Source organism: Micrococcus sp. Alg238-R198, assembly GCF_900537135.1.
Lineage (GTDB): Bacteria > Actinomycetota > Actinomycetes > Actinomycetales > Micrococcaceae > Micrococcus > Micrococcus luteus.
In genome coordinates, this window is the sequence record NZ_UNRH01000007.1 from 48,495 (window position 1) to 62,911 (window position 14,417).

Genomic DNA, 14,417 nt, shown 5'->3' on the forward strand with positions numbered 1-14,417 from the left:
GACACGGTCGGCGCCGCCCCCGTGGCGCCTGGGCTAGGCTGGCCCGGTGACGAACCAGATTGAGATCGGCCGCGGCAAGCGCGGTCGCCGGGCCTTCTCCCTCGACGACGTGTCCGTGGTGCCCGCGCGGCGCACCCGGGATCCCCAGGACGTCAGCCTCACGTGGCGCATCGACGCCTACACGTTCGACATGCCCGTGATCGGTGCGCCCATGGACTCCGTGATGAGCCCGGAGACCGCCATCGCGATGGGGCGGCTGGGCGGTCTCGGCGTCCTCAACCTCGAGGGCCTGTGGACCCGCCACGAGGACCCGCGCCCGCTGCTCGAGGAGATCGCCGCCCTCGAGGCCGGCCCGGCCGGGACCGAGGCCACCCGCATGCTGCAGGAGGCCTACGCGGCCCCCATCCGCCCCGATCTGATCACCGAGCGCCTCGCACAGATCCGCGAGGCCGGCGTCGTCGTCGCGGGCTCGCTGACCCCGCAGAACACGCAGGAGTTCTACCGCACCGTCGTGGCGGCGGGCGTGGACCTGTTCGTCATCCGCGGCACCACCGTCTCGGCCGAGCACGTCTCCTCCACCCAGGAGCCGCTGGACCTCAAGCAGTTCATCTACGAGCTGGACGTGCCCGTGATCGTGGGCGGGGCGGCCGGCTACACGCCGGCCCTGCACCTGATGCGCACCGGCGCGGCCGGCGTGCTCGTCGGCTTCGGCGGCGGCGCGTCCACCACCACGCGCCGCGCCATGGGCATCCGCGTGCCGATGGCCACGGCGATCTCGGACATCGCCGAGGCGCGCCGCGACTACATGGACGAGTCCGGCGGCCGCTACGTGCACGTGATCGCCGACGGCGGCGTCTCCACCTCGGGGGAGATCGTCAAGGCGATCGCCATGGGCGCGGACGCGGTCGTCCTGGGCGCCGCCCTGGCCCGCGCCACCGACGCCCCCGGCGGCGGCTGGCACTGGGGCCTCGAGGCCGTCCACCCGGAGCTGCCGCGCGGGCACCGCACCCACGTGGGCCAGGTGGCTCCGCTCGAGGAGGTCCTGTGGGGGCCCGGCCGCCACGCGGACGGCACGTCCAACCTGATGGGCGGTCTGAAGCGTGCCATGGCCACCTGCGGCTACACCGAGCTCAAGGACTTCCAGAAGGTGGAGGTCCTCGTGACCCCCACCCAGACCGTCTGATCCCCGCCGCCGCGTGGCGGCACCCCGACCGGAAGAGTTGATACGGCGTGCTGCGCACCGCCCTCAAGCCCGTCTGGCTGGCCACCCTGGTGCTGGCCCTCGTGGCGGCCGCGGTCTTCGTGGCGCTGTCCAAGTGGCAGTTCGAGTCCGCGGAGACGAATGCGCCGCCGCCGCGCACCCAGACCGAGAACGCCGTGCCGTTCCTGGAGCACGTGCGCCCCTACGAGGCCCTGCTGGGCTCGCAGGCCGACCAGGTGGTCACGGTCGAGGGGGAGTTCGTGCCCGGCACGGACGTCCTGGTCGGCCCGCGCCTGCTGAACGGCCGCGACGGCTACTGGACGGTCACGGCCCTGCGGGTGGCCGGCGCCCCGGACGGCGAGGTCGTCCCGGTGGTCCGCGGCTGGTCGGCCGGCGCCGACGTCGTGGACCCCGCGCCCGCCGGGCAGGTCACCGTCACCGGGCGCCTGCTGCCCCCGGACGGGCCGCTGCCGCGTGAGGCCGCGGCCGAGGACACCGCCGACCGGCTCCTGTACCGCAGCCTGGCCCCGGCCCAGCTGGTGAACGTGTGGGACGAGCCGTCCTACGCGGCGTACGTCGCGGCGTTCGAGATGGTCGACGCCGCGGGCGCCGAGACGGGCGCGGCCGGCCCCGGCGGGCTCGAGCCGGTGTGGGTGGCCCCGCAGCCGGAGGAGACCCAGATCATCTGGCTCAACGTCTTCTACGCCGTGGAATGGATGCTCTTCGCCGGCTTCGCCCTGTTCCTGTGGTGGCGGTTCGTCCGCGACGACCACGTCCGGGACGAGCACGAGCGCCGGCTCGACGAGGAGTGGGCCGCGCAGTGGCGCGCCGAGGAGCTCGAGCGGCGCCGGGCGGCCGCGCGCGAGGCCAAGGAGCGGGCCGTCGCGGCACAGTCCGCGGCGCACCCACGCCAGGACCACGACGACGACGGGGCCGCGCGCCCCGACCCCCGCGACCCGGGCCCCCGTGGGCCCCGAGAGGAGCAGAGCCGATGAGCACCCAGCACCCCGGCCCCCAGCCGGTGGACCCGGCGAGCCTGCCGGATCCCGAGGACATCACGGAGGCCGACCTGCCCGAGCCGCCCCCGCGGCCAGGCCGGGAGCATCGCCGTTTCGCCGGCACCCAGCAGCAGATCCGCTCCGCCACCCGCCTCTACGTGGTGTGCGCGTGGATCACCGGCATCATGCTCCTGCTGCTCGTGGCGGAGATGGTGCTGAAGTACGGCATGCACGTGGAGCTCTACGCGGGCGGCACCACCCTGGACGGAGAGGCCAACGGCCTGGGGCTGCACCCCACGGACAGCGTGACCGGGGGAGTGAACCTGTCCCTGTTCATCCTCATCGCCCACGGCTGGATGTACGTGGTGTACCTGCTCGCCTCGTTCCGCCTGTGGTCCCTGATGCGCTGGGAGCCGCTGCGCCTGCTGGCGATGGCCGGCGGCGGCGTCGTGCCGTTCCTGTCCTTCGTGGTGGAGAAGCGCATGACCCGCGTGGTCCGGGACGAGCTGCACCGCTTCCCGGACGCCGCGCGGCGCTACTGAGCGCCTCGACTATCCTGGACGGGTGACGCAGAATGCCCCCCACCCCGACACCCCCGCCCCGCTCAGCGACGTGATGCCCACGGTGCTGGTGCTGGACTTCGGCGCCCAGTACGCACAGCTCATCGCGCGTCGTGTGCGCGAGGCCAACGTCTACTCCGAGGTCGTGCCCGCCTCCACCCCGGCGGCGCAGATCCTGGAGCGCAAGCCCGCGGCGCTGATCCTCTCGGGCGGGCCGTCGTCGGTGTACGAGCCCGGCGCCCCGCAGCTGGATCCGGCGCTGCTCGAGGCCGGGGTGCCCGTGCTGGGCCTGTGCTACGGCTTCCAGTCGATTGCGCACGCCCTCGGCGGCACCGTGGCCAAGACCGGCACCCGGGAGTACGGCTCCACCCGCCTGGACTCGGTGGACGCCGACTCCGTGCTGTTCGCGGGCCAGGACCTCGAGCAGGTCGTGTGGATGTCCCACGGGGACGCCGTGACGCAGGCGCCCGAGGGCTTCGCCGTGACGGCCTCCACCGCGGGCGCCCCCGTCGCCGCGTTCGAGGACCGCGAGCGCCGCATCTTCGGCGTGCAGTGGCATCCCGAGGTGGGCCACTCCTCCCGCGGCCAGCGGGTGCTCGAGCAGTTCCTGCACGTGGGTGCGGGCCTGGGCTCGGACTGGACGGCCAGCGGGGTGATCGAGGAGCAGGTCGAGCGCATCCGCGAGCAGATCGGGGACAAGCGGGCCATCTGCGGCCTGTCCGGCGGCGTGGACTCCGCCGTGGCCGCGGCCCTCGTGCAGCGCGCCATCGGCGACCGCCTCACCTGCGTCTACGTGGACCACGGCCTCATGCGCGAGGGCGAGTCCGCCGAGATCGAGCAGGCCTTCGGCGAGGCCCACGGCGGCGCCCGCCTCGTGATGGTGGACGCGCGCGAGGACTTCCTGTCCGCGCTGGCCGGCGTCACCGACCCCGAGACCAAGCGCAAGATCATCGGCGAGCGGTTCATCCGCACCTTCGAGAAGGCGCAGGCGGACATCGTCCTCGAGTCCGAGCACGACCCGGACGCCACCGAGGTCCGCTTCCTCGTGCAGGGCACGCTCTACCCGGACGTCGTCGAGTCCGGCGGCGGGGACGGGGCGGCCAACATCAAGTCCCACCACAACGTGGGCGGCCTGCCGGACGACATCGAGTTCGAGCTGTGCGAGCCGCTGCGCGAGCTGTTCAAGGACGAGGTCCGCGCCGTGGGCGCCGAGCTCGGCCTGCCTGAGGGCATCGTGCACCGCCAGCCGTTCCCGGGCCCGGGTCTGGGCATCCGCATCATCGGCGAGGTCACCCAGGAGCGCCTGGACCTGCTGCGCCGCGCGGACGCGATCGTGCGCGCCGAGCTCACCGCGGCCGGGCTGGACCGCCAGATCTGGCAGTGCCCGGTGGTGCTGCTCGCGGACGTGCGCTCCGTGGGCGTGCAGGGTGACGGCCGGACCTACGGCCACCCGGTCGTCCTGCGCCCCGTCACCAGCGAGGACGCCATGACGGCGGACTGGGCACGGATCCCGGACGACGTCCTGTCCCGCATCTCGAACCGCATCACCAACGAGGTCGACGGCGTCAACCGGGTCGTGCTCGACGTGACCAGCAAGCCGCCGGGCACCATCGAGTGGGAGTGAGCGGCGCGTCCGGCGCCGCATCCGGCCGCCCCTGACCGGGGCGGCCGTCCGCACGAAGACCGCCTGGACCCAGGCGACGGAGGAAGGACCGCACGCACGTGACCGAGCAGGAGTTCCCGCGCCTGGCCCGCGCCCGCGCCGCCGCACGCCCCGACGAGGGGCAGACCCGCCCCGACCCGGCCGCCTGGGTGTCCTCCCTGGGCTCGGGTGCCGAGAACGACACGATGCTGCGGTTCGCGCCCTCGGCGGCCAACAGCATCGACCTCACGGAGGCGAACTCCTCCGGCGTCTCGCAGCTGCTGCTGGGGCGGCGCACCCGCCTGTCCACCCTGCTGCCGGCCGGCCCGGTGCTGGACGCGGCGCACGAGGTCTCCCTCGGCCTGCGCGCCAAGGTCCGCGAGCTGGCGGAGGAACGCGGCATCGACGTCGGGGCGCTCGCCGTGGGCGTGGCCACGTGGACGGCTGAGGAGGACGGCCGGCGGGAGCGCCGCTCCGCCCCCGTGCTGCTGGCCCGCGTGGCCCTGACGGTGCGCCGCGGCGCCCGGGGCCGGGACGAGCTGGAGGTCCAGATCACCGAGCCGGCCCGCCTGAACCCGGCGCTCGTGCGGAATCTGCGCCGGCACCACGGCATCGCCCTGGACCCCGAGGCGTACCAGCAGGCCGCCTACGCCACGGCGCGCCTCGAGCCCGCCCCCGCGTTCGCCCGCCTGCGCGAGGAGACCGCCGCGATCGCGGACCTGCACATCGAGGACTGCCTGCTCGTCTCCACGTTCGCGGACCTCGGCGAGACCGCCTCGCTGCCCGCCTCCCTCGAGGATCTGCCGGTCGTGCAGGCCCTGTACGACGCCGGCACCGGCATGGTGCCGCGCCCGCCGGCGCTGCAGCCCACGGGCGCGCCCGCGGAGGACGACGTCGCCCCGGCCGACGAGCGCCTCGTCGTCGACGTCGACGCCGCCCAGGCGCGCGTGCTCGAGCACGCCGCGGCGGGGGACTCCCTCGTGGTGGCGGCCGCCCCCGGCACCGGGCAGACCCAGACCGCCGCCGCCCTGGCCGCGCGCCTGGCCTGGGAGGGCCGGCGCGTGCTGGTCGTGGCCGAGCGCTCCGCCGCCCTGGCCGACGTGCTCGACCGCCTCGAGGAGGCGGACCTGCGCTCGATCGCGCTGGATGTGCCCGCCAACGCGGACCCCGAGCTGCTCCGCCGCCAGCTCGTGCAGGCCGTCCTGCGCTCCGAGCGGGCCGTGGACCCCGACACCGCCCGGGACGAGGCCGCGCTGACCGAACGGCGGCGCCGGCTGCAGGAGCACGTCGGCTCGCTGCACCACGTCCGCCCCCGCTGGGGCTGCTCGCCGTTCCAGGCGATGCAGGCCCTGGCCGCCCTGACCGGGCTCGAGACGCCGCCGGCCACCACCGTGCGCCTCAAGCGCTCCGTGCTGGACTCCACCGTGAACCGGCAGGCCGTGGGTGAGCAGCTCGTGCGCGCCGGGGAGCTCGGCGCGTTCTCGGCCGCCGCCACCGAGAGCCGCTGGTTCGGCGCCCGCGTGCGCAACGTGCAGGAGACCGAGGCCGCCTCGGAGCTGGCCGACGAGCTGGCGGCGGCCCTGCACACCACCCGACGCGCCGTGGACACCGCCGCCGCCCAGGCCGGCCTGCGCCCCGAGCGCACGGTGGCCGGCTGGGCGGAGCAGGCGGACCTCTACCGCCGCGTGGCCCGCACCCTCACCGAGTTCACCCCCGAGGTGTTCTCCCTCGACGTGCCCCAGCTGGTCGCGGCGACCGCCACCAGCTCGTGGCGGCGCCTCCACCTGGTCGAGATGTCCTCGGTGGCCCGGTCCCGCCTGCGCCGCGCGGCCAAGGACGCGGTCCGCCCGGGCGTGCAGCCCACGGACCTGCACGGCGCCCTCGTGGACGCCGCCGCCGTCCTGGAGGACTGGAACCGCCACGCCGCCGAGCCGGGCACGCCCCCGCAGGTGCCGGACCAGGGCGAGCACGTGATGGGCCACGTCGGCCAGGTGCGCGAGCACCTGCGCCGGCTCGAGGGCGTCCTCGCCCCCGAGGCCGTGGCCGAGGGGCCGCTGGACGAGCGCGACGTGGACGACCTCGTGGCCGCCGTCGACGGGCTCGTGGCGGACCGCGACACCCTGGCCACGCTGCCCGAGCGCACCCTCGTGCTGGACAGCCTGCGCGACCACGGCCTGGCGGAGCTGCTCGAGGACCTGCGCGAGCGGGAAGTGCCCACCGAGGCCCTGACCGCCGAGCTCGAGCTCGCGTGGTGGCAGTCCGCCCTCGAGGCGATGATCTCCGGGGACGACTTCCTCGCCATGATGAGCGGGGCGGACCTGACCGAGGTCGAGCGCGGGTTCCGCGACCTGGACCGCGCCCATCTCGAGCGCGGCGGCGCCCGGCTCTCCGCCGCGTTGGCCGCGCGCTGGCGGGAGGCGCTGCGCACCTATCGCGCGGACGCGGCCGTGCTGCGCACCCTGCTCAAGCAGGGCAGCCCCACGGTCGAGTCCCTGGCCACGATCACCCCCGAGCTCCTGCAGCCGCTCGTGCCGGTGGTCACCACCTCGCCCATGGCCCTGTCCGAGTTCCCCCCGGAGTGGCGCGCCGACGTCGTCGTGCTGCTGGAGGCCGACGCGACCGCCCTGGCCACCGCGATGGGCGCGCTCACCCGCGCGCCCCAGGTGGTGGCCCTCGGCGACCCGGTGATCGGGCGCCCGCAGTCGTTCCAGGTCTCCGTGGACCCGACGGCGACCGCCGGGCCCCTGCGCCCGCTGCGCTCGGCCCACGACGCGCTGGACGAGGTGCTGCCCACCCTGCCGCTGCGCACCGTGCACCGTCCCCTCGAGCGGCGCCTGGTGCGCCTGCTCTCCGCGCTCGCCTATGACGGCGCCCTGGACGCGCTGCCCACCGCGGGCGAGGCCACCGGCCGGGATCGTGCCGTCACGGCCGAGTACCTGCCCGAGGGCACCGGCATCCCGATGACCGGCGGCGACGTGGTCGAGTCCACGAACGCCGAGGTCGCCCGCACCGTGGAGCGCGTGTTCGAGCACATCCGCGACCGGCCCGAGCAGTCCCTGGCCGTGGTCACGGTGTCCGAGCAGCACGCCCGCCGCGTGGCCGCCGCCGTGCAGGCCACGGCCGCGCAGGCGCCGTGGGCCCACGAGTTCCTCGCCCGCGGCCGCGGCGAGGACGCCGCCGAGGCCGAGCCGTTCGTGATCGTGCCGGTCGTGCGCGCCGCCTCCGTGGTGCGCGACGCCGTGATCCTCACCCCCGGCTACGGCCGCACCCCGCACGGGCGCGTGGTGCACCACTTCGGCGCCTTCTCCGACCCGGACGGCGAGCGCATGGTCACGGTCGCGCTCACCCGCGCCCGCCGGCGCCTGCACCTCGTCTCCGCGCTGCGCGCCGCGGACCTGGACGAGGACCGGCTCGACGGCGGCGCCCTCTGGTTCCTGCGGCTGCTCGAGGCCTACCTGGGCGACGACGCCGCGGACCCGGTGGGCACGGTGGGCGATCCGCTGCTGGCCGATCTGCGCGACCGGCTCGAGGAGCACGGCGCCCGCGTCCTGCCCCGCTACGCCGGCGTCATGGACCTGGCCGTGCTCGATCCGCGCGCGGACGAGGCGCCCCGTCCGCTGGCCCTGGCCGGCGACGGCGGCGAGGTGTACCGCGCCCTCACGGTGCGGCAGCGCTCGCGGACCCTGCCCGAGGGGCTCGAGGCCCGCGGCTGGGAGCCCCGGACCCTGTGGGCGATCGACGTGTTCGCGGACCCGGAGTCCGTGGCCCGCGAGCTGGCCGACCGGCTGGGCGTGGAGCCGGCGGACGAGACGGACGAGACCGACGACGATGTCCGCTGACGGCGCGCCGCGCCGCCGCGGCCCGCGCCGGGCGGACGCCCCGGGCACCGGCCCGGCAGCCGCCGACGGCCGCGAGCCGCGCCTGCCCGAGATGCCCCGGCTGAGCGGGCAGGCCGGGACGTCGCCGGCGACCGCACCGACCGGGGACAGGGCCGGGGTCGAGACCGGTGCGGCCGAGGCCGAGCGTGACCGCTGGCTGCGCGAGCAGCGCCCGCCCCACTGGGGCTGAGCCGGCCCGGTGCGGCCGGGTCAGTCCGCGGCGGCGGAGGACGAGGACGACGTCGACGACGTCGAGGACCCGGCGGCCGAGTCCGAGGTCGATCCGCCGGCCGAGCCGGTGCCCCCGGTGCCGGAGCGCGAGTCGGTCCGGTAGAACCCGGAGCCCTTGAAGCTCACGCCGACCGAGCCGTACTGCTTGCGCAGGACGCCGCCGCACGCGGGGCACTCGGTGAGGGCGTCGTCGGTGAAGGCCTGGACGACGTCGAAGGCGTGGCCGCAGTCCTTGCAGCGGTAGGCGTAGGTGGGCATGCTCAGCTCCAGCTCGCTCGGGGCGCGCCGGGGCGCGCGGTTCTGGGGGGATCCGACCCCCGATGCTACTCCGCGCCGCGGGCCGGGCTCAGACCCAGCGCATCCCGGCCGCGGTGACGACGCCGTCCACGGGCCGGTCCGTGGGCTCGGCAGGGATGGCGCCTGCCGGCAGCAGCTCGTCCTCGAACACGAGGGCCACGGTCGGCACGCTCCGCGGCAGCTCGGCGAGGAAGCGGTCGTAGTAGCCCCCGCCCTGGCCCAGGCGCATCCCGTCCTCGGCCACCGCGAGCGCCGGCATGACCACCGCGGTCGCCGCCGCCAGCGCGTCGGTCCCGAGCCGTTCGCCCACGGGCTCGTCCACGGGGGCGTTCGCGGCGCGCGCCGTCGCGACGCCCGGGTGCCAGGAGGCCCAGCTCAGGCGTCGTTCCGGCTCGATCACGGGGACGAGCACCCGCGCCCCCGCGGCCAGCAGGCGGGCGCGCAGCCCACCGGTGTCCGGCTCGGTGGCCATCGGCAGCACGGTGGCCACCACCGGGGCGGTCCCGTCCGCGGTCGCCGCGGCCACGCGCGGACCCAGCCACGCCCACAGGTGCTCGACGGCGGCCGCGGACTCGGCGGCGCGGCGCGCAGGGGAGCGGTCGCGGCGGGCGGTGCGCAGGCGCGCACGCAGGGCGGCCTTGGCGTCCACGACGTCGTCGACGCCGGCGACGGGGCCCGTGGCGGCGGGCTCGGGCACGGGAGGGGGAGTGCGCATGTCCCCATGATGCCCGCCGCACCGGTGCCGCGCCCGGCCGCGCATAGGATCGACGCCATGTCCTGGCAGCGTTCCCCCTGGCCCGTGACCCTGCGGCACGGCACCCTCGCCCTGCGGCCGCTGCGGAGGCGGGACCGGGAGGCGTGGGAGGAGCAGCGGGCGCACAACCGCGAGTGGCTGACGCCGTGGGATGCGACGAGCCCCGTGCCGGGCGCGGGTCCGGCGTCGTTCGGGCAGATGGTCCGCTGGCACGGCCGCCAGGGCCGGGACGGCAGCGCCTACACGTGGGGCATGGTCCTCGACGACGACCGCCCGGACCGGGACCGCCTGGTGGGGCTGCTGTCCCTGGGCGGGATCCAGTACGGCTCGGTGCTCTCCGGCTCGATCGGCTACTGGATCGACCGTCGCGAGGCCGGCCGGGGGCTGACGCCGACGGCCGTGGCCATGGCGACGGACTGGGCGTTCCGCAGCGCCGGCCTGCACCGGGTCGAGGTCAACATCCGCCCGGAGAACGCGGCCAGCCTGCGGGTCGTGGCGAAGCTCGGCCTGCGCGACGAGGGCCTGCGCAGGGCGTACCTGCACGTGGACGGCGCCTGGCGGGACCACCGGACGTTCGCGGTGACCGCCGAGGAGGTCCCCGACGGCCTGCTGGCCGGGTGGCTGGCCACCCGGCCGCGCCCCTGAGCGGCCCGGCGGGACACGCCGCGTGCGGACACGCCGCGATGGCCGGGCCGGTCCGCCCCCGGCGCTAGGCTGACCGCATGGACGAGACCACCGCGCCGACGAGGGCCGTGCGGGCCGCGCTCGACGCGCTGGCCGACGCCCGGGTGAGCGCGTCGCTGGTCATCGTGGCCCTCGTGGCCTTCCTGGCCTGGCGGCTCGTGCTGCGCCGCCATCGTCTCGCGTCCGCCCCCGCCCGCCCGTCGATGCCGAGGTCCTTCATGCACCGTCTGCAGAGCTCGCCCGCCGTCCGTGCCCTGAGCGCCCGGTTCTCGGGCCGCCTGAGCGCCGCCGCCGACGCGGCGCGCGCCGCCCGCGGCCGGACCGGCCTGCACATCCGGTGGGGGCGCACGGCGCTGTTCCTCGCCGCCCTCGTGGCCCTGCTCGTGTTCCTCGTGGCCGGTCTCGCCGCGGCGTTCGGCGCGGGCACGCTCGCCCTGGCCGGCTGGTCGCTCCTGTTCGCCGTGGCCGGGCTGGCCGGCCTGCGGGCCCTCGCGGTCCGCGACCGCACCCGTCGCGCCCGGCCCGCCGCCGTCGTCGTCCCGGAGCGCCCCGCCGCCCCGGCCGCCGAGGAGCGGCAGGCCCCGGCCGCGGACCCTGAGCGGGACCGCCGCGTGCTGGAGACCGTGCTGGCCTTCGAGACCGAGGCGCCGCGCCCGGCCGCCGCGCCCGCCGCACCCCGGGTCGAGCCCGTGGTGGTGACCGCCTCCGCCGCCGCCCCCGCAGCGGACCGTGCGGTGACCATCCCCGCGGTGCCGCGCCCCACCTACCTGGACGCCCCGGAGATGGCCCGCCCCCTGCCGGCGCCGCTCGAGACCCCCGCCCCCACCGGCGCGGACACCCGGCTCCAGGACGCCGCGCGCACGGCGGACGATCAGATCAGCGCCGCCGCCGAGCAGGACATCGCCGCCCTGGACCTGGACAACGTCCTGGCGCGGCGCCGGGCCTGCTGAGCCCCGCCGGGCGGCCGCGCCCGTGAGCATCGACCGAGCCGCCGCGCGCCAGGCCGTCCGCGCGTCGGGCGAGCGCTGGCTGCGCACCCGAGCCGACGCCCTGCACCTGCAGCGGGGACGTCGGCTCGCGCGCGTCCTGGACCTGGACGTGATGACCGGACGCGCGGGCGACGCCCGCGTCCGCTCCCGCACCCTCGTCCTCGCCCGCGACCCCCGGCACCCCGCCGCCCCCGGCGCGACGTGCCCGCCCGTCCCGGGCGAGCGCGGGATCCTGGAGGACGGCACCCTGTGGTGGTGGGCCCCCGCCGACCCCGTCCTGCCGGGCCTCACGCTGACCGCCGACCCGGACGCGCTCGCGGCCCTGATCGGCACGGCGCCGGGCCGGGCCCGCCTCACGTGGCGCGGCTACCGGCCGCGGAACCGGGCGGTCCTGGCCGTCGAGGCGACCGGCGACGGCGACGTCGTGGCCCGCACGTTCCTGAAGGTGCTCCCGCCCGCGCGCGCCCCACGGGTCGCCCGGCGCATGGCCGCGGCGGGGGCGGCCGGGGTGCCGGTGCCCGCCGTCCTCGCGGCGCCGGAGCGCGGGGTGCTCCCGCTCGCGAGCGTGCCGGGCCTGCCCTGGCGGGCGCTGCTGGCCGGGCCCGAGGCCGCCGCGCTCGACCCCGCGCGGGTCGCCGCGCTGCTGGACCGGCTGCCGCCGGTGCCCGAGGAGCCCCCCGGCCCGGCGGGCCCCACGGCCGGGGCGGCCGGGGGCGACGACGCGGACGACGGCGGACCCGCCGTCCTGCTCGAGCACGCCACGTGGGCCGCCGTCGTGCTGGACCCCGAGGCCCAGGACGAGGCCGCCGCCCGGGCGGACCGGCTCCGCGCGGCGCTCGCGGCCGGGGACCCCGGCCCGCGCGTGCCCGTGCACGGCGACCTGCACCCGGGGAACCTGCACGTGGACGCCGCGGGGGAGCGGATCACCGGCGTGCTGGACGCCGACGACCTGGGCATGGGGCACCGCGTGGACGACTGGGCCGTCCTGATCGCCCATCTCGAGGCGGGCGCCGTCGACCTCGGCGCCGGCGGCGCCGCGCTGCGCGCCGTGGCCGAGCGGTTCGGGCGCCACGCCCGCAGCGAGGTCGACGAGACGGCGCTGGCCGCCCGCGTCGCGACCGTCCTCGCCGCCCTCGCGGCGCAGCCGACCGCGCCCCGCGCCGTGCGGTCCGCCCGCCGGGCCGCCGCCGACGCCGCCCTGGCCCGCGTCGGCCTCTGACCCGCGACGGCGGCCACCCCCTCGAGCGGCGGTCAGTCCGCGCCGAGCCCCTCGCGGAGCGCGTCGAGCTCGTCCCGGACGCGCGCGGCGCCGTCGTGGTCCCCGAGGGCGGACAGGCACTGGTGCAGGCCCGTGAGCGCGCCGAGGCGCACGAGCGTGGAGTCGGTGGAGTCGCACACCAGGCGGAAGAGCGTCGCGGCCTGCTCGGGGCTGCCGTCCTCGGCCACCACGTAGGCGGCGAAGAGCTCGGCCTGCGCGGCGCCCTCGCGGTCCCCGGCGGCGGTGAACAGGTCGGCGGCCTGCAGTGCGGTGGCGATCGCCTCCGGCCCCCGCTCGAGCGACCACAGGGCCCGGGCGCGGGTGTCCGTGTAGTCGGCCACCTGCCAGTCGGCGCCGGCGTCCCGCACGAGGACGAGCGCCTCCTCGAGGAGGTCGAGGCCCTCCGCCTGGCCGGACTCGCACAGCAGGTACCCGTGCGCGTGCAGCGCGGCCGGCAGCACCGCCGGGTCCTCGTCCACCGCCTGGCGCGCGGCCGCGACCGCCCGCTCGAACAGGTCGAGGGCGGAGGGCCGGGTGCGTTCGTCGCGCTCGCGGTTCACGAGGGCGCCGGCGGCCAGGAGCGTGCGCGCGGCGTCCTCCCACTGGCCGTGGGCCTCGAACAGGCCGGCCGCCTCCCGCCACAGGGGCAGCGCGTTCTCGGCGCGGTCCTGGTCGTGGTGGGCGTGGCCGAGGTCCACGAGGGCACGGGCCTGCTCGACGTCCCGGCCGTGGGTGGCCTCGCGGCGCACCAGCCGGGCGAGCAGGGGCTCGGCCTCGTCGGCGCGGCCGGCGAGCACGAGCTGGTGCGCCCACCAGTAGCTCAGGCTCGAGGCCTCCGGCGCCTCGGCCTTCTCCGCGTGCACGGAGGCCAGCTCCCACGCGGCCACGGCGACCTCCTCGTACCCGCCGAGGTCGCCGGCCACGCGCCCGGCCAGAGCCGCCGCGGAGGCGGCGCCGCGCCGCAGCCCGACCGAGGCCATCCGCTCCGCCGCCTCGAGCGCCAGGTCGAGGGCCGCCGTCGGACGGTCCAGCTCGTGGGCGGCGATCGCCCGCACCGTGGTGGCGGAGGCGAGGACGGCCCGGGCGGCGGGCAGCGCGGTGACGACGGCGGCCGCCGCGTCCGCCTCGGCGTGCTCGCCCCGCCACAGGTGCAGGCGGGCGAGCAGCAGATGCGCGCTGGACCACGAGCCGGTGGGCAGCAGGGCACCGGTCGCGCGCAGCCCGCCCAGGACGCCGATGACGCGGCGGGCCAGCTCGAGCGCGGCGTCCAGGTCCCCGGTGTGCACGCGGTGCACGGCCAGGGCCAGGGCGGCCTCGGGCAGGACGGTGTCCCCGGGGTCCTCGCCGGGAGCGCCCGGCTCGTCCTCCACGACGCCGGCCAGCACCGCCGCCTCGACCGTGTCCGGGTCGCGCACGAGGGCGGCGCCGAGCTGGGACTCGAGCTCGGCCTGCCGGGGCCGGCCGAGGTGGCGCAGCAGCGCCGCCCGGGCCTCCACCCAGCGGGTCAGGGCGGCCTCGTCCCCGACCTGGCCCGCGGCGACGGCGAGCGCCCGCAGCAGGGCGAGGCGGACGTCGTCCTGGCCGGGCCCGAGCGCGGCGAGACCGGAGTCGGCGAGGCGGGCGGACTCCCGGGGCTCGTCGCGCAGCGCGGCCTCGAGGGAGAGCTCCCACCAGCCTCGGGCGTCCAGGGCGGTCGGGGCGTCGGGCGCCGCGGTGCCGCGGGCCTGCCGGAGCAGGGCGCGCACCCGGTCCAGGGCGGCGTCGACGGCCGGCTCCACGGGGCCGCCGGAGGGGCCGTCCCGGCGGGGCGGGTCCTGCGGGGTGTCCACGGGCGCTGCTCCTTCCGGGGGTGGGACGGGTGGTCCTCCAGCCTAGGGCGCGGGTCGGTGGACCGTGCCGCTGTTCGCGGTGGGCGGTGCTCGTAG

General features: G+C 77.4%; 12 protein-coding genes. 9 read left to right on the forward strand and 3 right to left on the reverse strand.

What is annotated here, in order from left to right; translation table 11 throughout:
- Nucleotides 1-46: 46 nt before the first annotated feature.
- The 6 genes from G6R13_RS08150 (at nt 47) to G6R13_RS08175 (ending at nt 8,469) form a co-directional block, all read left to right on the forward strand.
- The gene (locus G6R13_RS08150) at nt 47-1,183 is read left to right on the forward strand and encodes a GuaB3 family IMP dehydrogenase-related protein (RefSeq protein ID WP_036317609.1); all 1,137 of its coding nucleotides are present in this window, start codon (nt 47-49) and stop codon (nt 1,181-1,183) included.
- A gap of 47 nt (nt 1,184-1,230) precedes the next feature.
- Entirely contained in the window at nt 1,231-2,196 is a 966-nt protein-coding gene (locus G6R13_RS08155; RefSeq protein WP_163721357.1) for an SURF1 family protein, read from the forward strand.
- Nucleotides 2,193-2,741, forward strand: coding sequence for a DUF3817 domain-containing protein (locus G6R13_RS08160; protein WP_036340922.1), 549 nt, complete (start codon nt 2,193-2,195; stop codon nt 2,739-2,741). Before G6R13_RS08155 ends, G6R13_RS08160 begins: the two co-directional genes overlap by 4 nt.
- A gap of 22 nt (nt 2,742-2,763) precedes the next feature.
- On the forward strand, nt 2,764-4,383 hold the full coding sequence (guaA, locus tag G6R13_RS08165) for a glutamine-hydrolyzing GMP synthase (RefSeq protein WP_153043222.1): 1,620 nt from the start codon (nt 2,764-2,766) through the stop codon (nt 4,381-4,383).
- Between the two features lie 98 nt (nt 4,384-4,481).
- The gene (locus tag G6R13_RS08170; protein WP_163721359.1) at nt 4,482-8,240 is read left to right on the forward strand and encodes a DUF4011 domain-containing protein; all 3,759 of its coding nucleotides are present in this window, start codon (nt 4,482-4,484) and stop codon (nt 8,238-8,240) included.
- Nucleotides 8,230-8,469: a hypothetical protein gene (locus G6R13_RS08175; protein WP_141843782.1), complete on the forward strand. Its 240-nt coding sequence runs from the start codon at nt 8,230-8,232 to the stop codon at nt 8,467-8,469. The genes G6R13_RS08170 and G6R13_RS08175 overlap by 11 nt, the downstream gene beginning before the upstream one ends.
- A 20-nt stretch (nt 8,470-8,489) precedes the next feature.
- Here G6R13_RS08175 and G6R13_RS08180 read toward each other — a convergent pair whose 3' ends face one another.
- Both G6R13_RS08180 and G6R13_RS08185 read right to left on the reverse strand, forming a co-directional pair.
- Complete coding sequence (locus G6R13_RS08180; protein ID WP_049147734.1) at nt 8,490-8,768, reverse strand: FmdB family zinc ribbon protein; 279 nt, start codon at nt 8,766-8,768, stop codon at nt 8,490-8,492.
- A gap of 88 nt (nt 8,769-8,856) precedes the next feature.
- Nucleotides 8,857-9,522, reverse strand: a complete 666-nt coding sequence (locus G6R13_RS08185) for a 5-formyltetrahydrofolate cyclo-ligase (RefSeq protein ID WP_233569955.1) — start codon at nt 9,520-9,522, stop codon at nt 8,857-8,859.
- 57 nt (nt 9,523-9,579) lie between these two features.
- Between G6R13_RS08185 and G6R13_RS08190 the strand changes: the two genes are divergently transcribed.
- The 3 genes from G6R13_RS08190 to G6R13_RS08200 all read left to right on the forward strand — a co-directional run bounded on the left by G6R13_RS08190 (nt 9,580) and on the right by G6R13_RS08200 (nt 12,453).
- A complete protein-coding gene (locus tag G6R13_RS08190; protein WP_041104377.1) occupies nt 9,580-10,206 on the forward strand; it encodes a GNAT family protein in 627 nt (208 codons plus the stop codon).
- A gap of 77 nt (nt 10,207-10,283) precedes the next feature.
- On the forward strand, nt 10,284-11,195 hold the full coding sequence (locus G6R13_RS08195) for a hypothetical protein (protein WP_095353598.1): 912 nt from the start codon (nt 10,284-10,286) through the stop codon (nt 11,193-11,195).
- Between the two features lie 22 nt (nt 11,196-11,217).
- Nucleotides 11,218-12,453 (forward strand): phosphotransferase, encoded by a 1,236-nt coding sequence (locus tag G6R13_RS08200; RefSeq protein ID WP_163721361.1) that lies wholly within the window; start codon nt 11,218-11,220, stop codon nt 12,451-12,453.
- A 32-nt stretch (nt 12,454-12,485) separates the two neighbouring features.
- Here the strand turns inward: G6R13_RS08200 and G6R13_RS08205 are convergent, their stop codons facing one another.
- Nucleotides 12,486-14,321: a hypothetical protein gene (locus tag G6R13_RS08205; RefSeq protein ID WP_095354157.1), complete on the reverse strand. Its 1,836-nt coding sequence runs from the start codon at nt 14,319-14,321 to the stop codon at nt 12,486-12,488.
- Nucleotides 14,322-14,417 lie beyond the last annotated feature (96 nt).